The sequence below is a fragment of the Clostridioides sp. ES-S-0048-02 genome (assembly GCF_020658495.1).
Classification (GTDB): domain Bacteria; phylum Bacillota; class Clostridia; order Peptostreptococcales; family Peptostreptococcaceae; genus Clostridioides.
Genome location: NZ_JACVWH010000025.1, coordinates 1 through 21,983, shown reverse-complemented (window position 1 = coordinate 21,983; position 21,983 = coordinate 1). Strand labels below are relative to the sequence as shown.

Below are 21,983 nucleotides of genomic sequence, written 5' to 3'. Positions count from 1 at the left end.
TAAAATACCTTATAACACAATTGATTTATCTCTGTGTTTGGAGCTATACTCAATATGTTTTGATTTATAAATAAAAGCTCATATGTATTCTTGTTTATCACATAAGTCCATTAATTCAAATTATCCATAACTGCTTTTATATATTTCTGGTATAAATGTCAAGGATTCTATTTCCTCTTTTGTCCAAAATCTATTTCCATTACACTCGTCAAAGCCTACATAACCACTAAATTCGCCCTCATCTAAGATTGTACATTGTGACATAGATTCTATCCATTGTACTTTCAAAATTTTATATAACCCATCATCAAGTGAAGATTGATTACAGTTTAAATTTCATATAATTCATAATATTATTTAGTTTATAACTTTTACCTTACTTCTATCTAATACCATTTTAAGTGAATTTTCAACAGTTTCAATCACGTCTTTATAACTTAAATATACGTTTATGTAAATATAATCTTCATCTAAATTGTATTCAGTTACTCTACAATACAAAAGTTTTCCTCCATCTAATAAATTACTCAAAATATAATTATCTTTTCTTGGAACATAACCTATTACATACCCAGTTTCTCCAACTATTTTAATAGCATTTTCATCATATAAATTATCTTTCTCTCTTTTTAGATAGTATATCTTACTCTTCTCCAATTCCTTTTCTAAATATTCTCTATTTCTAAACCTTGAGCCAGCAACAGCTACTGAAATCAAATAAATGTCTTTACCATGCTCATTTACCTTCAGCTTTTTAGTATTTACAAATTCTTTTTTTAAATTATTACTTTCATATAACAATCGTCTTAACTCATCTTTTAATTTGATATTTTTTTCTTTTTCATAAGCTTCTTTAACTATTTGCATTTCTTTAAGAGAAAGTCTCTCTCTATACCTCTTCAAAATATTTATAGATTCCTTACGTACTTCATTTATGTTTCCAAAAAGTCCTTTTAAAGATAAATTTTTTCCTTTAGGGTACAGTGATTTACTACCTTTAAGGACAATGAAAAATAACATATCATCATAATATTCTTGTGTTAATTTATTTTTTTCTATATCTTCCATTTTTCCAATTAACTCTTCTGTTTTAAATGTTTTTTCAAAAAAATCTAATAACTTCAACTTACAGCTTGCACTTCCCTTTTTAGATATATGCCAATATACCTCAAAATCTCGAATATCTTTATTTAAATATGGTAATAAATCATCAAAAGATAAACGTACATCATAGATTTCTGACATTTTTATCATATCTTCTGTCTTTCCATCAGCTTCATTTAATGCTTTAAAGAATATACTTTTCCACTTTTCACTGAGTAAAACATTATTCATTTCTTTCTTAAATTCAACTTTATCACAACTTACTTTGTCATCCTCTAAAACACCTACTGCTATTAAAAAAATAGAATACAGACTATCAAAGTTAGTCCCATAGCTTGCTACAATTGGAAGAAATTGATTCACTAATTCCACTTTATTCCCTATATATTTAAATTCTACACTTAACAAATAATTGCATATAAGATATGCTAAGTTGTTTACCTTATCTTTATCTAAATCTCGTCTTTCAAGATATTCGCTTAAATCTACTGTAGAAATAATATAGTTCATTAGTAATCCTTCATATTTTTTATCTTTATATCCTTCTTCAATTAAATAAGAGGTTATTTCAGAATCTAGATTTTCCATATTGACAATGGCAAATACTTTTATTGAGCCTGTAGATATTCTAGATAGATTAAACAAATATGTATTGTAAAACTCAAGTTTTCTAATAGTATTACTTAAGTAAAATATGTATTCTCCAGATTTAGAAAATGTATCCACTATTTCTCTTATATTATCTACATCTAAATAATTTTCACTTAAAACAAGCCCAAGTTTTACATACTCATCTTTTTCACTTGTATATATTAAATCCTCTGTTAGCTGATATAACCACTTTTCATCAATTATTCGCTCTTTTATTAGAGTGTTTATCTTTTTCATAAAAATTTCAAAATAACAAATTAGAGACTTATGACTATACTCTTCTAACAGGTCAATTTTATTAGATTCACTTCTATAAATATTTAAAATATTCTCTACCAAATTATTTGCAAGTTCTACTTGTTCTCTTAAAGGTATCTTTTCGTATATACATAAATAATTCATTTCAAATGATTCTTTATATCCATCATAATCCTTAATCTTTTGTAGTTGCTTAAAAATACTACCCACTAAATTATCCTCCTTTACATTATTATAATTTATATTGATTATACTACTTATTTTAATGAATTTACATTTTTACACATAAAAAAATATTACTAGAAATTAAAATTTCCAGTAATACTAATTGTACAAATATTAAAGTTTCATCGCTTAACAATGGTTTTGTTAAATTAGAATTTATTTATCAAGTTCCGTTAACTTTACGACCAGCTCTTCACAAATTTCTTTTATTGTTTTATTATCTGTATTTACAATAATATCTGCTGATGCCATATATTTCTCTTCTCGTCTTTTCATCAAATCAGATATAAATTCAACATTCATATTATTATTAAGTATTGGTCTTTCATCACTATGTTTAACACGTTGAAGAATAGTTTCTGGACTTGCTGTTAATAAAACAACTCTTCCACTTTTTTTCATATATTCTACATTTTTATCTCTAAGTACGATTCCTCCCCCACAGGAAACAACTAGTCCTTCTCTTTGTTGTAAATTTATTAATGCTTGGCTTTCAAGATTTCTAAAATATTCTTCTCCTCGTTTTTCAAATATTTCAGAAATACTCATCCCTTGATGCTCAACTATATATGCATCTGTTTCTACTTGCTCCATTTCTAATAAATGACTCAAGTATGATGATACAGTGCTTTTTCCGACCCCCATAAATCCAACAAGCATTATATTGTAAGAGAATAAATTTTTAGCCTGTATTTTCTTACTATTTTTTACTACATATCTGAAAATATCTATAATTTCATCTTCAAACTTATGACCTTTTAGCTTCTCAATTAATGCTACTTCTTTTTTATTTTCATAGTCTGGCTGTAAAATGGGAAGACCTTTTTCCTTTTTAATATCAATAATACCTTTTATACATTCCATTCTTTTCTCAAGTAAATCAATCAGCTCATCATCATATAAGTCTATTTTTTCTCTTATTTTTTCTATATTTTCCATTGTCACACCTCTTCTTTCAGACATGTTAAAATTAAAAATACTTACAATTATATTATACTAATGTTACATATTACAATCATGTACTTTTTCTTTTTCATATCTCATGTTTACAAACAATGCAAGTAAAATTCCAACAAATGTTATAGCTACATTAAATAGTACAACATATTTTGGTCCATTTACTCCACCAGATTTTGTAATAAATCCAGCTATATTTAAAATAACATAGTTAGCTATACTAGATGCAATCATAACTATAGATGTTATTTTTCCTTTATTAGTTGGAAACATTTCATTTGCTGTCGATGTAGTCAATTGAAGCACACCACCTGCTGCTGAATAACCTATTACAAATCCTCCTACCATACAAATAGTTGGAGACTGAACAAAATACACAATTAATAACATAATTGAAGCTATTACAGGATAGATAACAAGTATTCTTATTGGCTTAACATATTTTTTTATAAGCACAGAAGTTATTAATACTGCACAGATTACTCCCATTGAATAAAAAGATTGAATTTTTGTAGGGTCAGCCATACCATATAATTTACCTAATTCTTGATTACAATTTAGCCATAGTACAAATGTAGATGTACATGTAAATCCAATACAAACAAGAGCTATACTTGTTGGTGTAAACTTCATTTTTTCTGACTTAACAGCCTTTCCATTATTATCAATAACATTGTTAGCTGGAGGAAATGGCAATATAGCTATTAAAATTGCATCTACAATAATAAGAACAGCTGTTACTATAAAAATAACTTTAAATGATATTGAATTTGCTGCAACAAATCCAATTATAAAAGGAAGTAAAAATTGCGCTAAAGCTATTGTGAATTTAGTAAACATATTTGCTATTGTTCCTAGACTAGCAAATATCTCCATACAAGAAGGTGTTACACAAGTATCTAAAAATGAGTTTGCTGCACCTCCAATTACTGCAAATATATACGCTATGTAAAAATTTGGTGAAAATACAATTCCAATAAAGAAAATTGCATGTAGAAAATTACCTATAAGTCCACTTACCTTTCTTCCATATTTATCTGAAATAGGGCCTGCAAATGGATATGATATAAGTCTACCTAACCCTAATGCAGCAATAACTGCTAAAACAATACTCACATCAAGAGTTCCATCTGATAGTGTCTTAGCTCCCCACATAGATGCAAATTCTGGTTTATATTGTCCTAAAATTGAAATTCCAATACCAAGTAAAAAATATGAAAAATACAACGCTATGGCAGTAGGATAGTATTTTTTATTATTCATAGTTATTCTCCCATTCTTGTTAATTTCTTAACATTTTTATATACAATAAACGCATTCCCATAATGGGTTTAAAGAATAGCTAAACTTTTACATTTAACTATACCACCGATACAAAACCCACTATGACAATTTGTAAAGTAATATCAAAATATTTTGTAAAGTAATATCAAAACATTGAGATACATATATATTCTATATTATTAAAGTATTATTTTTTCGTCTATTTAAAGTATAATTCTTTAATTTCTTCTACAGGCATTTCCAATCCAGTGTATAGATTAAAAGCCTCAGCTCCTTGATATAATAACATTCCTAATCCACCAATAGCTTTACAACCATTAGCTTCAGCATCCTCAATCATTTTTGTTTTATTTGGATTATAAACAACATCTGTTACAACTAACTCTTTTCTTAATACACTAACATCTTTTATATTAGTTTCATTATCATGAGGTTTCATCCCAATAAGCGTTGCATTTGTCAAAATATCACTTGATGATACTTCTTCATAAAGTTTTTCTGTATCTGCTAAATCATATAAATTAACAATACATTCTGGTACTTCTTTCTTTATATTTTCAATTGTTTGTTCCGCTCTTTTATAAAAATCATCCTTAGCATTGAAAATAGATATTTCTCTTGCTCCATCTAATGCACATTGTACTTGTATAGCAGTTGCCGCACCACCAGCACCCATAATCGTAAGTTTTTTACCCTTTACTTCAACTCCATTTTCTTTTAAATTACGAACATAACCAACACCATCTGTTATATGTCCAATTAACTTTCCATTTTCATTTACAATTGTATTACATGCTCCAATTATACGAGCTGCTGGAGAAAGTTCATCCATATATTCTGTAACAGCAGTTTTACATGGCATTGTTACATTTGCTCCTTTTATGTTGAACGTCTTTATAGCTGAAAGTGCATCTTTTACCTTGTCCACAGTAATATCAAAAGCTAAGTATCTATAATCTAAATCTAATTTTTCAAAACTATAATTATACATTAGTGGTGATTTAGAATGCCCCACTGGTGTACCTATTAATGCGAATAACCCTGTTCTTCCTGAAATTTCCATAATTTTATATCCTCCCAATATCATCAATTTCTTTGCAAATAATCTATTTAATTATTTGCAAAGAAACATCTATTTAATTTCAACTATATATTTAATGCTACTTCAAAAGCTTCTTTTGTTGCATCCAATGCTCTACGAGCCTTTACTGCATCCCCAACAACATAAGTTTCATTCACAAATTTCTTTACTTCTTCGCTTAATGGGTCATAATTACGAGAACCCATAGCAAGTACTACTGAATCGAAGCCTTTTAAATTATCTTCTGTTCCATCTGCAAGTGAATAGTCAACTCCATCGTTATAGAATTTAGCAACTTTAGCACCAGTAACAGTATGTATATTGTAACTTTCAAAATCATCCATAAGGAATTTACGATGTTCAGAAATTACATCTGCACCAACTTGTTCTCTTAATTCAATAACAGTAACATCATGTTCTTGTTCACCAAGGAAGGCTGCCACTTCACAACCAACCATTCCACCACCAACAACAAGAACTTTCTTTCCACAAGATTCTTTTCCATCAAGAAGATCCACTGCATGTATTAATCCTGATTCATTAATTCCTGGTATAGGAAGTACAAGTGGAGTTGCACCAGTAGCTACAATAACTGCATCAGGTGATTTTTCTTTTATAAACTCTACTGTAACTTCTGTATTAGTGTATATTTTTACACCATATTGATTGCACTTTGAAATATAACTACGAACTAAATTAGTAATATCTCCTTTACCTGGAGGATATGCAGCTAAACGCATTTGACCACCAAGCATTTCAGATTTTTCAACTAGAGTTACCTTATGCCCTCTCTCAGCACATACCCATGCTGCAAGCATACCTCCAACACCACCACCAACAACAAGAACTTCTTTTGTAGTTTCAGCTGGTTTAAGTTCAGATTCATGACCTAATATCGGATTTGCAAGACAAGCTATAGGCTTACCTTGGAACATGTTTGGCACACAACCTTGTAGACACGCAATACATGGTATCATTTCATCTAACTTCCCATTTTTAGCTTTGTTAGGCATACTTGGGTCAGCTAAACTTTGTCTACCAAATGCTACTAAATCACATCTACCTTGACGAACCATTAATTCAGCAAATTGTGGCTCTGTATAGCGACCAACAGTTATTACTGGTATACTAACAGATTTCTTTATTTCTGTAACTAAATCTGCGCTAAATCCAGCATGAAGAACTGTAGGAGCCCACATATATTCATCATGTATATGTATACTACGTGAAACATGAAGTCCATCTACTCCACAATCTTCTAAATAAGCTGCGATTACTGAACTATCATGTACATCAATTCCACCTAAAATATCATCTGTACTATTTATACGACATAGTATTGCTATAGAATTACCTACCTTTTTACGTATATTTTCAATTATAAGGCGAGGTAATCTCATTCTATTTTCAAAACATCCACCAAATTCATCTACACGTTTATTTGTCCTTGGTGATATAAAGCTACTAACTAAATATCCATGAGCACAGTGAACTTCAACAGCATCTACACCAGCTTTTTTTGCACGTAACGCAGCATCTCCATAAGATTCTATAAGTTCATATATTTCTTCAGTTGTTATTGCTAATGGTGTATTACGTCCATTTGACGCAGGTATTGCAGAAGCAGCTTTTAAAGGATACCCTGCAATTTTTTCATTTCCCTCAGAACCAGCATGTTGTAATTGTATAGATACTTTTGAACCTGCATTATGACAGGCATCTATTACATTTTTAAAACTATCTATTGTGCTATCATCATACAAACAAGGTTTACGAGGTCCTCCTTTAGCTTTCTTATCCACAACACTAGATTCTATAGTTATTAATCCAAAACCACCTAAGGCACGTTCAAGATAATAAGCCTTAGAAGTTTCACTTAAAGTACCATCTGTGTTTGCGAAATTATTTCCCATAGGAGGAACTACAAAACGGTTTGGAACTGTCATTGAACCAATTTTTATAGGTGTAAACATAGAACTAATCTTCATAAGGTTTTCCTTCCTTTCAAGTTTTATATTTTTTTCTTATATTTTTATGCTTTATATACTTTAATATCGAATAAGTCTATTTTTATTTTGGAGATACTTCTGGCCATGCTTTATCTAATACTTTTTTAGTTGCCTTAAATACAGTCTCAGCTGTAGTTGATAATCCTTTAGCTACTAAAGAATCAGATATTACTTCAACACCTATAACTTCTGGTGATATATTATGTTCTTTGATTATTTTTACAAATTCTTCTGTATTTCCATATCCTTCACCTGGAGCTACACGGTCATGTAGTGATTCATCTCTAAGTTTTTCATAAGGTGTCTCTAAAACATCACAAACTTGAATTGATACTATCTTTTCTGCTGGAACAGGTGCAAGGTCATCTACTGTTTGTTTTGCTCTAGCCCAGTGCCATGTATCTAATATAAGCATTGCATTTTCACGGTTACATCCTTTTACAACACGCCAAGCAGTAGCTAAATCTGGCACACCGCTGTATGGCATAAACTCAAGTCCTATAATAAGTTCTCCTGCTCTATCACATAATTCTCCTAATGCAGTTATAATTTGTTCTTCTGGTACCATTTCTAATAGACCACAGTTTATATGTTTAACATTAAATAAACGAGCCATATGATAAACATTTTGTTCTTTTTCTTGTTGAGCTTCTGTTCTATCCTCTTTAGTCCCCCATTGAGTTATATATTCTACTTCTGTAACTTTCATATTATATTCATCAAGAATTGAAAGCATTTCTTCGTCTGTAACTCCAGCGTTTTTTGCATCCACATAATTTTCAGCACGTAATCCAATGCCATCAAATCCAGCTTCTTTTGCAATACGCACTCTATCACGGAATGAAACTTCTGTGCCTAATGTATAAGAACTAATAGTAATTGGAATGTTAATATTTTTTTGATTATTCATAATTTAAATATGCCCCCTTTAATTTCTTTATAATTAATCTTTTTTTTGATTTTATTTTTTTATTTATTCTACTAGTAGCATTATTTTACTTTAAAAATAAAAATATTTTTTTGATTTATCTTTATCTAGATTTTATAAATTCATTGTATCATGAGACTTTATTAATAACAAATTGATAATTTCCTATCAATTCATAGATTTTGTTTATAGATTTTATTGATAATATAATTTATTAATATATACCTTAACTCTATCTATCTAAAATTTAAGACAAAAAACGATAAATTTCTTTAAAAGCTTTTATTATTACGCTGTAATCATATATAATAAAAATGTGAAAAACTTCTTTAAGGTCAACTTCTTTAAATACATACAAATAAAAAATACGATACTCATGAAAGGATGAACAAAAATTGAACTTATATCACTTACGCTATTTTGTTACATTGGCACATTTAGAGCACTATACAAAAGCAGCAGAAAATTTATCTATAACACAACCAAGTTTGAGTCATGCTATTTCTTTGTTAGAAAGTGAACTTGGAGTGTCTCTATTTGAAAAGGAAGGTAGAAATATAGTTTTAACTAAATATGGTAAAATATTTTTAAGAGACGTGGAAAAATCATTAGAAATCTTAGACTCAAGTGTAAAGTCACTAAAGATAACGGGTACTGGTGAAGGTCAAATTGACTTAGCTTTCCTTAGAACACTTGGTACAGACTTTATACCTGATATGGTTCATAGATTCTTAAAATCTAATCCTGATAAATCAATTGACTTTAAATTTCATACAGGTGTAACTACTGATATTATCCAAGGTCTTAAGGAAAGAAAATACGATATTGCTTTTTGCTCAAAACTTGAAAAAGAGAAGGGAATTGAATTTATACCTGTATCCAAACAAGATTTAGTATTAATTGTACCATATAGCCACCCACTGGCTACAAAAGATACTATAGATTTAAAAGAGACAATACCTTATCCTCAAATAGTATTTAATCAAAGAAGTGGACTTAGATATATAATTGATGACATGTTTAAAAAAATAAATCAACAACCTAACATAGTTCATGAGGTAGAAGAAGACCAGGTAGTTGCTGGATTAGTTGCAAAAAATTTCGGTATAGCTGTAGTACCAAATATGCCTATGCTTAAGTTTACAAAAGTAAAAGTAATTCAAATCGTTTACCCAAGTTGGGAAAGAAATTTTTACTTAGCAGTTATAAAGGATAGATATTTGCCTCCTGCAATTAAAAATTTCAAAAACTTTGTCATTAAAAATGCTCAATTATAAGTATTAATAAAAGAGGTTATTTTTAAATAGTCTCTTTTTTAGGGTTTCTTCCAAAATAAAAAAATCTATACTTCTAAAAGTATAGATTCTTAACTGACAGTCGGCATCCGAGTCTCAGTAATAATCGTTATATAACAGCAACTGTATTTCAATTCCTGAATAACTAAGTTATTTATATTATATCAATTTTCTAAAAATTTGTCAATCTATCTATCTCATTTTTTCAAGCCATGGTCCAACAGGCTCTACAATCGGAACTTCTTTAAAACCCCAATTTCTTATGTCATTTAAACTAGTTGGAGTGTATATTTTACTTCTTACAGATTTAAATATTTTATTTTTTTCTCCATATTGCACACATTTTGGATTTGCTTCTATTAATCCTCTTCTAGCTCTACTAAGAGGATTACATAGAATATCAGCTATTTCTAAACCTTCTTTGTAATCTACATCTTCCTTTTTGGCAATTATAAAACCTTTTACCTTGTCTCTTAACTCTTCATCTATATCTAAATATATTGTTCCATTATTAAAAACATCAAAAAATGCCTTTTGTACTTTTAAATTTGAAACATCATCTCTTGATTCAATAACGATTCTTGCAGACTCTACATTTTCATTATTTACAAATGAATAGAAATTTTGAAGCACATGTATAAAAGCTACAACATAAGGTTCCTTTGAAGGTGCATAGTATTTTTTTAATCTAGCCTTATCTACTGTTACTGATATTATGGTGCACTCTAGTTTAGATAGAAATAAAGGTAATTCATCATAAAATAACTTAATTTGTGAATCATCAAACCTTTCAAATGCTCTTGACTTTCTGGATATATCAGTCAAGTGTATTCCTATATTACTAGTTCCAAAGCAATAATCTTTAAAGGCATCCATCTCTTTCCTTAAACAACAGACATAATCACCTTGACTCACTGCATATTTATATTCAAAAATTACTCCTGTTAATGTAAATGGGTCCTCATGATTTATATCAGCTCTCCCACTTTCATCAATAAACATTATATACTTCTTCTTTATAATTTCACTCACCCTCTTAACATATGATGATATCACCTATATTTATTTTATATGAGTTTTGAAAATATTCCAAGATTTTTAGATAACTTAAACTTAATTTTGTAATAAAAAATTGAGATATAAACAATCAAAGCTTTAGGCTGTTGAATTTTACATCTCAATTTCATTTTATACATTATTTATATAGTTTTATTATTTTCTAAGAATATCTATTAATTTATCCATACCTATATAAGATACTCCTCCTCCAATTTGATAAGGAGTTTCAACTTTTTTATTTGCAAATACTCTATTTTGTTCTGCTGATAATCCTGAGTTATCCATTAAAACTATTGGTGAGTGTAATTTTGCAGCTAATGGTCCAGCTGATAAAGCATCTACTAAAGCATCTGATTTGCTAACTAACACAGATTGTAAATCAGTATCGCCATAGAATTTTTCTATAACTTTAGCATTAGTATCTAATCTGTCATTTCCATATATTCTATTTCCTGAAACATCTTCAGTAGTTATTTCATTCATCTTAGCTATTGTTGAATCATTAATTGCATTTGGTCCACCTATAAAATATGCATTTTCTAATTTTCTTTCTGTTAGCCAAATATAAGATTCTTCTGTAATTCCATCTTTCTTAACTAGTATTATAGGTTGTTTTTCTTCTCCAGCTTTAGAAGCTACAGATAGAGCATCTGCCTCTCCATTTCCAGAAACCATATAAGCTGTCTTTATTTCTTCTCTGTTTCCAAGTTCATTAGCTATTCTTACAGCAGTTTGATATCTATCTTGACCTGATATTCTCTTTGTCTCTGCATTAAAAGTACTCTTTATTTCTTGCTCTAATTTAGAACTTATTGCATTTTCTCCACCTATTAAAATTACTGTTTTAGGTGCTAATGAATTCATTTCTGCAACAGTTTCAGTTGGTAATTTATCTGTATTAGTAAGTAATATTGTTGCATTGTAACTACTTGCCAAAGGCGTTGCTGTTATTCCATCTGCTATTGCATTTCCATTTACTAATACAACAGTATCTGAACTGTCAGCACCCCAATTTCCAACTTCACTTATTTTTTTAGCTGTATCAAATCTATTTGCTCCTACAACTGTGTTCCATGTAGGGTTTATTGTTCCATCTTCATTGAAAGTATAATCTTTTCCATCTATTTTTTGAGTTCCTGTTAGCATTTTACCTTCTTTGTCTAAATAGTAAGATTTACCTTCTAATTGCTGCCATCCTGTTTGCATTACTCCTGTTTTATCAAAGTAATACTTATTACCATCTATTTCTTGCCATCCTACTACTGATAAGCCATCATTTCCTAGATAGTATTTCTTGCCATCTTTTTCTTGCCATCCTGTTTGCATTACTCCATCTGAATTAAAGTAATAAGTTTTTCCATCAATTACCTTCCATCCAGATACTCTTACTCCATCAGTTCCTAAGTAATATTTTTTGTTATTAATTGTCTTCCATCCTGTTTGCATTACTCCTGAAGCATCAAAATAATACATTTTTCCATTTACTTTTAACCAACTATTTTTTTGGTATGTTCCATCAGATTTTACATAATACTTCTTCCCATTTTCTGTTTTCCATCCTGTTTGGTTTAAATTTATCTTATATTTTGCTGCTATTTTAGTATAACTGTCATTACTATAATCTATAATTACATCTGAACCTACTGGAACTTGGTCAAATAACCATCTAACCTCTTTATTGTGCATTCTTATACATCCACCAGAAATGTGTTTTCCTATAGAACTTTCATTATTATTTCCATGTATCCCATATGTATCTCCATAAGTTCCTTTTAGTGCTAATCCCATCCATCTATCTCCTAATGGATTTTTTGGGCTTCCTCCAGGTATATTTCCTTTATAATATGGTCTATTTTTTATCTTGTTAACTACCTTTGTTTTCCCTGTTGGTGTCTCTGAACCTTTTTTCCCTGTTGCAACTTTAAATTCTTTTACAAGCTTGCTATTTACAAAATATCCCAGAGTGTTTTTTCTTGAGTTTACTATAATTACATGTTTACTGGCTGCACTTGATTCTGGTACACCACATGCAAATACTAAAACTAAAGTCATTGCTAGTACTAAATACTTTTTTAGACTTTTTTTCACTACAACTTCCCCCTCTTTTAGAAACATAACTACACGCCTCTAATTATAACATAAAATTACCAATATCTTGTATTTACAAATTTGTTACATTTACCCCTTTAATATACATTTTATGCTTCGTATCCATTTGGATTCATACTTTGCCATCTCCAAGAATCTTGGCACATTTCTTCAAGTTCATATTTAGCTTTCCATCCAAGTTCTTTCTCTGCTTTTGATGAATCTGCATAACACATTGCTACATCTCCAGCTCTTCTTCCAACAATTTTGTATGGTATCTCTTTTCCACTGGCTTTAGAAAATGCTTTAACTAAATCAAGAACACTATATCCTTTACCAGTTCCTAAATTGTAAACAACAAGTCCTGGATTTTCTTCTAATTTTTGTAATGCCTTTACATGACCAGCAGCTAAATCTAATACATGTATATAATCTCTAACTCCAGTCCCATCATGAGTTGGATAATCATTTCCATATACACTTAGTTCTTTTAATTTACCCACTGCTATTTTTGTTATATAAGGCATTAAGTTACTTGGAATTCCATTTGGTTCTTCACCAATTCTTCCACTCTTATGAGCACCTACTGGATTAAAATATCTTAAAAGTGCTATATCTAATGACTTATCTGCTTTTGATATATCCACTAACATCTGCTCTATCATAAGCTTAGTTCTTCCATATGGATTAGTTACAGAAAGCGGGAAATCTTCTAATATCGGACAAGTATGTGGATCTCCATATACAGTAGCTGATGAACTAAATACAAATTTCTTAACACCATATTCTCTCATTAATTCAAATAAATTTAATGTACTTATTAGATTATTGCTATAATATTCAATTGGCTTTTCTACTGATTCTCCAACTGCTTTTAAAGCTGCAAAATGTATAATAGATTCAATATTATTTTCTTTAAATACAGTGTGCATTTCATTTTTATTAGTTATATCAATATTATAAAATTTTACTTGTTTTCCAGATAATTCTCTAATTCTATCAACTACTATTGAGTTACTATTACTTAAATTGTCAACTATAACAACTTCATAACCTGATTCTAAAAGTTCTATTGCTGTATGGCTTCCTATATATCCTGCTCCTCCAGCTACTAAAACCGCCATAGTAATTACCTCTTTTCTAAATTTATTTTTCGCTTACTTTTTTTCTCATATAAGCCATTAAATCATCTTTTAGATTTTCTCTTTTTAGAGCAAAATCTATTGTCGCCTCTAAAAAACCAATCTTATCTCCCACATCATACCTTCTTCCTTCAAAATTATAAGCATAGATAGCTTCTTGTTTTCCAAGAGTTTGAAGTGCATCTGTTAACTGTATTTCTCCACCCTTTCCAGGTGTTTGTTTCTCTAATATATCAAATATTGCAGGAGTTATTATATATCTTCCAAGTATGGCTATGTCTGATGGTGCTTCTTCAATTGCAGGCTTTTCAACCATATCTTTAACTTTATAAACCCTATCTTCTATATGTTTTATATCCAATATTCCATATTTGTTTGTATCTTCTTTAGCTATCTTTTGAACACCTAGTACAGTTGTTTTATATTCATTATAAGTATCTATTAATTGCTTTAGACAAGGCACATCTGAGTCTACTATATCATCACCTAATAATACAGCAAAAGGTTCATCTCCTATAAAACTTTTTGCACAGTAAATTGCATGTCCAAGACCTTTTGGCTCCTTTTGTCTTATATAGTGAATATTTACCATATTTGATATATCTCTTACCATTTCTAGCATTTCTGTCTTACCTTTTTGTTCTAATTCTAACTCTAATTCAACTGATTTATCGAAATGGTCTTCTATAGATTTTTTATTTCTACCTGTTATTATAAGAATTTCTTCAATTCCTGAGTCTATAGCTTCTTCTATTATATACTGTAAAGTTGGTTTATCTACTATAGGAAGCATTTCTTTGGGCTGTGATTTTGTTGCTGGTAAAAATCTAGTTCCTAGCCCTGCTGCTGGTATTATCGCTTTTTTTACTGTCATCTGCATTTTTTCACCCTTCTTCGTAAATTTTCTCTTGTACCAAATTAATATACCATATTTATACTTTTTCTTCAAACTCTATATTATCCCAATTCTTAACATTACAAGAACATAAAGGTAGATGAAATTTCATCTACCTTTAGTTTTTATAAGTTAATATATTATATTGTCTATATTCTACCTAAAACTCACATAGGTACTAAATTTCATCCAAAATACCCTTTATATCACTATCTATATCATCATCCAAATATGAATCTAAATCTTCTAAATCCACTTCTAATTCTTGATATGTCATGTCAACACTTACATCTTCATCTATATCCATTTCTGATATTAATTCTCCTAAGATGCTATTTCCATCAGTATCTAAATCTCCATCTATATCTTCACTTATATAGTTTTCATTCAAGACTTCATCTAAATCAATCTCATAATAAACTTCATTATTTTTTTCATCACTTGAATTCAGACCTAAAAACTCATAATTAAAATTCCATACATTGTATTTACTTGACATACTTCATTCCTCCTGTGAAAAACATATTTTCATCTAGCTTATTGGCTCCATAATCAACAGAATTATATATTTTTTCAATTATGTCTTTTCTTCTTTCATTTGTATTATTATTTAATGTCAATTGTCTAAATACATATGTATTTGTTATTCTCTCGAATAATACTTCTTTTATACTATCATCATTAATATTTTTATAATTTTTCCATAAAACTTCAAATAACTTAAACATCTCTCTACTAGTTTCATCCACATAGTAAGGATACATATTTTCTACTAAATGATTTAATCTTGATATAGCTTGTTTTAAAAATACATCCAAGTTTGCACTTTCACTTTCCTTTAACATCCTATAATTGTATCGCTTCTTATCTTCACCTGATATTACAAATATAATATTATCTAAACTTTTTTCAACTCCATCTAAATAACTACTTATATTGTATGATAAATCAAAGAATAAATTTTTAATCTGTCTAAATACTTGTACATCAAGTTTTGCATTATACTTTTCAAATAACTCTATATCTTGATTTTCTAATATTCTTGGAGTATAAGCTGATATCAAGTCTAAATTATTTCTCTGTTCTTGTATCTGATTATAAAGTGCATTTATGACTTCTATTCTTATTTCATCATTCAGTTCTCTTTCTAATACTTTATCAAATTCAGATTTCATGTAATAAATATTTCCAAAGAAATTAAATATTATCATATCATTCATAGCTTTAGACCAATTTTTATATAAAATCTCAACAGAAACGTCTTTAAGTAGTGGTTTTTTTGCATATATAAAGACATCTTGCATAAGTTTTTGAACCATACTTCTACTTAAATTTAAAATTATTTTTTGATTATTAAATTTTATTTCTGTTTCTACAAAATCAGAATTTTTACTTTCAATATCTCTATTAATTACAATATCTTTAACATCACTATTTTTTATAGATATAATTTCTTTTTGGAAAGACTTCATTATTGTTAAACTATTAAAATCTTCTTGGATAAAAAATGGGGCATGTTTTAATGTATATCCTACTATTTCATTTTCTATATCTTTTAAATCCTCTATTTGCATAGCTTCTTTATTTTTATCATTTATGTGCAAGTTAAATACATTTTTATTATCATATAATATAATGTCTTCTCCTAAAATTAACTTTGAACAATTATCTTTTGTTGACTTAACAATAGTTTTTTTAGACTTCTTATTTATAAAAATAAGTTGATCCTGATATTTTACTAAAAGCATATTAGTATTTTTATAATCAAATCCATCTATATTTCCTGATATTTTACAGAATACTATCTCACAATCTTTAGGAAGATTTCCTATTTTCTTATTATCTTTAACTCTCTCACTTAAATCGGCTGGAACTATATTTTCTACATTATTATTAAATATAGAAATAGACCTTACTATAAGACCTTCTCTTTCCATATGAAAATAACCCTTTAGAGAAACTCTCTTATCTTCTAAAATATATCTTTCTATATCATCAAAGTTTATTTCAAATCTATTTTTTCCACTGATAAATATAAACTTTTCATTATCTTTATTAATTCCACCCATATAAAATTTATTATCATCTAAACTCAAGATAGTCATGTTGTCTTTTAAATAAAATATAAATTCTCTTTGGTTCTTACAGATTAAATCATATTCATCTAAAGTTATTTTCATAGTTAAACTTGCTGTAACATTCTTACTTGAATTCTCACTTTTTATATAAAAAGGCAAGTTATCTCCACAAATGATTATTTGAGAACCTTCTAAAACTGCTTCTAACTTTTTTTTATTATCTGAAAAACTATATATATATTTTACCCCTGATTCATCATTAACTTCATCTGCTTTGCTGATTATAATATTACCTAAATTTGTTATATGAAGTTTCTTAGATTCTTTTGAATATCTACTGATACCACTAAGCTCAAATCCATCTGAAAGCTCATATATAATTTTTTCTCCTAATTTCAACATACCTTCACCGCCTAAACAAAATTATAATTATTTTCTAAAGGTGAATAAAATGTCTCAAAATAAATAATATCTTTTAATACTTTTTATTTTGAGACATAATTCGTCCTTATTTAATAAATATCCTAAGCACCTTCAACTATTTCTTCATAAAGTTTATCTAAATGTTTAACATATTCACGATATCCAGATTTATTTTTTAACTCACTTCTTAAATCTTCATATTTTTGTCTAAGTTCTTCAGCACTTAATGAAGGAGCTGATTCTTTCAAATCTTCTAATTTGTAATCATAGTACTTATCATACATCGCTATATATGTATCAATAGATTTCTTAGCTAATTCATTACATTTTTCTTGTGCTTCTCCATACTCAGAATAATCACCTATCTTCACTTTATAATATCCATTCTCTTGAACTATTGTTGAAGAAATACCTTTAGCTTCATATTCTTTTGCTGTTTCTTTTGCTGTTGCTTCAACTTTAAGTGAACCTGCATAGACAGTATAATATACACCTTTACCGTCTTTATATGCTTCCATCTCTTTTGCTTTCTTTTCAGCTTTTTCTTTTTCCTCTGCTTTTGCCTTTTCTTCTGCTTCTTTCTTTTCTTTTTCAGCTTTTGCTTTCTTTTCTTCTTCTGTTTGTTTATTGTTGGCTTGTTGCTGAGTTGGTGCTTTTGGAGGTGTCGTGTCTTTATCATTTTTCTTGTTATTGCCTACTGTTATAAAGTATCCTACACCAACAATTGCCACTATAACTATAGCTATAATAGTCTCTTTTAATCTGCTTTTTTTAGAACCAACATCTTCATCATCTATAGAATCTTCTTCATTTGATTCATAATTTTTTATTTCTGTTTTCTTTTCCTTAGAATTAGACTTAGAAGAATGTTTAGACTTTTTGCTATTTTTTTCTTTCTTGTTAATAGGTATTACTACTGATTTTTCACTTTCTACATTTTTTTCTTCTGCTTCTTTTGGTATTTCATCACCTAATCCCTTACTTTCTTTTTCAGATTTAGGCTCATTACTTGCTGATAGTTTTTTATCTAACTCATCATTATTTATTGGTTTTTCTATTTTTATGTTGCGTTCTTCTTCTAAACTTTGGTTTATTTCTTCTAAGTTTTCTATATTTTCCTTAATAGATTCATCAGCTTCACCTGGAACTGTATCAGAAGTATTATCTAATCCAATCTCTTCCTTTTCAGTTTCTTCTAGCACATCCTCTTTTTTGCTTTCCTTTTTCATAAATCCAAATAATTTATCTTTTTTTCTACTCTTCTTATTTTCTGGTTCAATTATTTCTTCTTTATTTATATCATGATCTTTTTCAATATCTTCTTTATTTTCTATAGCATTCTCTACATTTTCATTCTTATTAATTACTTCTTCTTTAGTATCTTCCTCTATAGAAATGCTACTTCTAAAACAAACATCTTTATCTGCATTTTTTATCATATAAATATATTCTTCAATATCAATGTCTTTATTTTTTCTAGTTCTCTTTGATACAATATCGTGATTTTCTAATTCAGAAGATTTATCTTTTAGAACAATGTGTGCTTCTTCCCAAACATTTTCACTAATTTCTGTTTTATTTTTAATTACATAATCTATGAATTCCTTAAAATTTTCAGCACCAAATTCTCCAATTATAGTTAATCTCATCGCACCTTCTATAAGGTCTCTATTTCTTCTCTTCAAAAATTCTAATGCAACTGTTGCACAAACAAAGTCTTTAATAACTTCTCCACCAAAGCCATAGCCTTCAACATAAGGAAGTTCTTCTAACCCACATAATTTTTTATATTCATTATATACAGTTTGAGATATACTTTCATCATTTAAACTATTTAGTTTATCCATAAACTTTGCTTCTACATCATTTATCTGCGGTTCTTTTCCTAATTCTGACTTTTTAACTGAATTTAATAAAACATCATTTTCTGAATTATCTTTACCTAATTGTAAATCTTCAATTTCTGTTGCTTTTATATCTTCACTGCTTTGTTCAGAATTCTCTTCTATATTTTTAGGTACTACCTCTTTGCTACTAGCTAATATCTTATTTACACAGAATATTATTTCTCTTTTTAGTTCTCTTTTAGCATCAGCTTGATTCTTAAGAAATAAACTTGCACAATCTTTCTTTTCTAAACTTATCTTTCTAAGTGTTATATTAAGAAGGTCTTTATATAGATTTAGAACCTTATAATCCTTTTCTAAACGTCTTCGTCTCTCTAATAGGTCCATTTTATCATAAGCTAAAAAACTACTTAAATCGTTGGCTTTTAGACAGTCTAAACCATCCTTCATTGCCTTATTTACATACTTTCTACATTTAGCTGTAGTTAATTCTAATTCTTTCTCTAATTCATCTATTTCAGGTATGTATTTATCTACTATCCATTTCCCGATAAGCGGTTCTGTATTTCTTGCTAATGTTTTATAAAACAATATATTAAATTTTAAAAGCTCAGCATATTTTGCTTCATTGAATTCTACTTTTTCAAATTTCTTTTCTAAAACACCTTCTAATTTTTCATTTATCTTAGACTCTTGTTTTAAAAAACTTGCTGTGACATTTAAAACAGTATTTCTTATTATATTATTTTCACTCAAAACCTTCACTCCTTAAATCAATTATTTTATTGTGATATTTACATTATGTAAAATTACTAATTTGATTATGATATTTTAATAATTAGTTACTAAATTTACTACATCTTATATCATATCATATTATTTACATCATTTTACTTTTTCTTTTTATATCCATCTTATATTATACCATTTTTAATATCTGTACTAACTTATATTACAATATTCCACAAAATTTTGAAAGTAAATTAGACAAATTTGCAAATAAAAAAACATCAGTTTAAACTGATGTTTCACCTATCGAAAAAATTAAGCAAGTCTATAAGCGGAGTTCTGTATTAGATAATCATCTTTCTAGGCTTATTGTCACCAATAAGCTCAAGCGACCTACCTACCGGAGAGTACGAGCAGCACTCTTTATTCCTATCTTGGTCTTGCTCCAGGTGGGGTTTACATAGCCAACTAGTCGCCTAGCTGCTGGTGAGCTCTTACCTCGCCTTTCCATCCTTACCACTTAAGTGGCGGTTTATTTCTGTTGCACTATCCTTAGGATTGCTCCCACTAGGTGTTACCTAGCACCCTGCTCTATGGAGCTCCGACTTTCCTCATGTAAAATTACATGCGATTATCTGGCTTACTTAATATTCATTTTACTTAGCTATATTATCATAAATACTTAAGTATGTCAAAGTAATATTATACTAAAAATTTAAATTTCTTCAAAAATAGTGTAATATAGGTATATAAACTATTATTTATGATTTGAGGTGAAATTTTGAAAAAATTATATAGAGTAATAATTAATATTATATTAATATTAGTAATAATCTATAGTGGATTTAATATATGCTTAAAGCTTAGCAAGTACAGCCATGATACTAAAGTATCTGCTCAACTTCAGAAAAAAGAAAATAAAAAAGAAGACTTATTAAAAATAAACAAAGATTTTAAGTTTTGGCTTTCTGTTGATAATACAAATATAAATTATCCAGTTGTACAATCTAAAGATAATTCTTATTATCTTGACAAAGACTTTTATGGTAAAAAATCTATCTCAGGTACATTATTCATGGATTATAGAAATAAATCTCTGGATGACCAAAATGTTATAGTATATGGACATAATATGAAAAACAAAACAATGTTTAATAATCTAAATAAGTTTAAAGATGATGATTTCTTTAAAGAAAACAATCAAATAAAAATCACTATGGATGGAAAAGAATTATTATATGAAGTATTTTCTGCCTATATTGTAGAATCTGATTATGATTATCTAAAAACAAGCTTTAATAGCGAATCAGACTATCAAAAATACATAGATGCTATTACTTCCAAATCATTACATAAATCAAATATGAAAGTAAGTAGTAAAGATAAGATAGTTACACTTTCTACATGCACTTATGAATTTGATGATGCTAGAATGGTAATCCATGGCAAGTTAGTTTCAAATTAAATATACATGTCTTTTTAACAATTCTTACACAAATAATCAAATTTTTGCGTTAAGGTATTCACATACAGATTAAAATAATTATTTTAATCTGTATAGCTATTTCTTACTTAATAGCTATTTTTTACTTAAATTTATCAATTTCCTGTCTATTTCTATAAACTATATAAAATAATAAATATATTATATAATAAAAAAGACTATGTTAAAAACATAGTCTTTACTGGAGCTGGTGATAGGAATCGAACCTACAACCTGCTGATTACAAGTCAGCTGCTCTACCGTTGAGCCACACCAGCACACTTATTCTATTATGAGTTAAATTAACACTCTAAAAACTGCATATATATTTTAATTAATGAACATCAAATAAATATTGGTCAAGTCCTCGACCTATTAGTATCGATAAGCTAAATACATTGCTGCACTTACACCTTCGACCTATCAACCAGATAGTCTTTCTGGGGT

Annotated in this window: 16 protein-coding genes, 1 tRNA gene, 1 rRNA gene and 1 other RNA gene; 2 read left to right on the top strand and 17 right to left on the bottom strand. The window is 28.5% G+C overall.

What is annotated here, in order from left to right:
* Positions 1–120 precede the first annotated feature (120 nt).
* The 7 genes from IC173_RS18605 to IC173_RS18575 form a co-directional block, all read right to left on the bottom strand.
* On the bottom strand, positions 121–288 hold the full coding sequence (locus IC173_RS18605; RefSeq protein ID WP_227432363.1) for a hypothetical protein: 168 nt from the start codon (positions 286–288) through the stop codon (positions 121–123).
* A gap of 69 nt (positions 289–357) precedes the next feature.
* Positions 358–2,223, bottom strand: coding sequence for an HIRAN domain-containing protein (locus tag IC173_RS21065; RefSeq protein WP_227432362.1), 1,866 nt, complete (start codon positions 2,221–2,223; stop codon positions 358–360).
* Positions 2,224–2,394: 171 nt separating this feature from the next.
* Positions 2,395–3,177 (bottom strand): shikimate kinase, encoded by a 783-nt coding sequence (locus IC173_RS18595; RefSeq protein ID WP_227824250.1) that lies wholly within the window; start codon positions 3,175–3,177, stop codon positions 2,395–2,397.
* A 63-nt stretch (positions 3,178–3,240) separates the two neighbouring features.
* On the bottom strand, positions 3,241–4,458 hold the full coding sequence (locus tag IC173_RS18590; RefSeq protein WP_227845576.1) for an MFS transporter: 1,218 nt from the start codon (positions 4,456–4,458) through the stop codon (positions 3,241–3,243).
* Between the two features lie 220 nt (positions 4,459–4,678).
* On the bottom strand, positions 4,679–5,542 hold the full coding sequence (gene aroE / locus IC173_RS18585; protein ID WP_227432359.1) for a shikimate dehydrogenase: 864 nt from the start codon (positions 5,540–5,542) through the stop codon (positions 4,679–4,681).
* Between the two features lie 83 nt (positions 5,543–5,625).
* Positions 5,626–7,548 (bottom strand): FAD-dependent oxidoreductase, encoded by a 1,923-nt coding sequence (locus tag IC173_RS18580; protein ID WP_227432358.1) that lies wholly within the window; start codon positions 7,546–7,548, stop codon positions 5,626–5,628.
* A gap of 82 nt (positions 7,549–7,630) precedes the next feature.
* Positions 7,631–8,479, bottom strand: a complete 849-nt coding sequence (locus IC173_RS18575; protein WP_227432357.1) for a sugar phosphate isomerase/epimerase family protein — start codon at positions 8,477–8,479, stop codon at positions 7,631–7,633.
* Between the two features lie 413 nt (positions 8,480–8,892).
* Between IC173_RS18575 and IC173_RS18570 the strand changes: the two genes are divergently transcribed.
* Complete coding sequence (locus IC173_RS18570) at positions 8,893–9,774, top strand: LysR family transcriptional regulator (protein ID WP_227432356.1); 882 nt, start codon at positions 8,893–8,895, stop codon at positions 9,772–9,774.
* 210 nt (positions 9,775–9,984) lie between these two features.
* Here the strand turns inward: IC173_RS18570 and IC173_RS18565 are convergent, their stop codons facing one another.
* From IC173_RS18565 to rnpB, 8 genes are all read right to left on the bottom strand, one after another.
* Positions 9,985–10,794 carry a DUF3800 domain-containing protein gene (locus IC173_RS18565; protein ID WP_255613040.1) on the bottom strand — a complete coding sequence of 270 codons (810 nt, stop codon included), beginning with the start codon at positions 10,792–10,794 and terminating at the stop codon, positions 9,985–9,987.
* Between the two features lie 210 nt (positions 10,795–11,004).
* The gene (locus IC173_RS18560; RefSeq protein WP_227482740.1) at positions 11,005–12,939 is read right to left on the bottom strand and encodes a cell wall-binding repeat-containing protein; all 1,935 of its coding nucleotides are present in this window, start codon (positions 12,937–12,939) and stop codon (positions 11,005–11,007) included.
* A 110-nt stretch (positions 12,940–13,049) separates the two neighbouring features.
* Positions 13,050–14,063 (bottom strand): UDP-glucose 4-epimerase GalE, encoded by a 1,014-nt coding sequence (gene galE / locus IC173_RS18555; RefSeq protein ID WP_227856062.1) that lies wholly within the window; start codon positions 14,061–14,063, stop codon positions 13,050–13,052.
* 22 nt (positions 14,064–14,085) lie between these two features.
* On the bottom strand, positions 14,086–14,961 hold the full coding sequence (gene galU / locus IC173_RS18550; RefSeq protein WP_285894577.1) for a UTP--glucose-1-phosphate uridylyltransferase GalU: 876 nt from the start codon (positions 14,959–14,961) through the stop codon (positions 14,086–14,088).
* 193 nt (positions 14,962–15,154) lie between these two features.
* Entirely contained in the window at positions 15,155–15,475 is a 321-nt protein-coding gene (locus IC173_RS18545; protein ID WP_227432352.1) for a hypothetical protein, read from the bottom strand.
* Complete coding sequence (locus tag IC173_RS18540; RefSeq protein ID WP_227835816.1) at positions 15,465–17,456, bottom strand: hypothetical protein; 1,992 nt, start codon at positions 17,454–17,456, stop codon at positions 15,465–15,467. Before IC173_RS18540 ends, IC173_RS18545 begins: the two co-directional genes overlap by 11 nt.
* A gap of 122 nt (positions 17,457–17,578) precedes the next feature.
* Complete coding sequence (locus IC173_RS18535) at positions 17,579–20,089, bottom strand: SPOR domain-containing protein (RefSeq protein WP_227856061.1); 2,511 nt, start codon at positions 20,087–20,089, stop codon at positions 17,579–17,581.
* Between the two features lie 276 nt (positions 20,090–20,365).
* Positions 20,366–20,700, bottom strand: an RNA gene (gene rnpB / locus IC173_RS18530) — RNase P RNA component class A.
* Positions 20,701–20,834: 134 nt separating this feature from the next.
* On the opposite strand from rnpB, the gene srtB reads away from it, so the two are divergent.
* A complete protein-coding gene (gene srtB, locus IC173_RS18525) occupies positions 20,835–21,518 on the top strand; it encodes a class B sortase (RefSeq protein ID WP_227432746.1) in 684 nt (227 codons plus the stop codon).
* A 221-nt stretch (positions 21,519–21,739) separates the two neighbouring features.
* On the opposite strand, the gene IC173_RS18520 is transcribed toward srtB, so the two are convergent.
* A tRNA-Thr gene (locus IC173_RS18520) sits at positions 21,740–21,814 on the bottom strand.
* Between the two features lie 77 nt (positions 21,815–21,891).
* Positions 21,892–21,983 (bottom strand): 23S ribosomal RNA (locus tag IC173_RS18515); the annotation flags it as partial.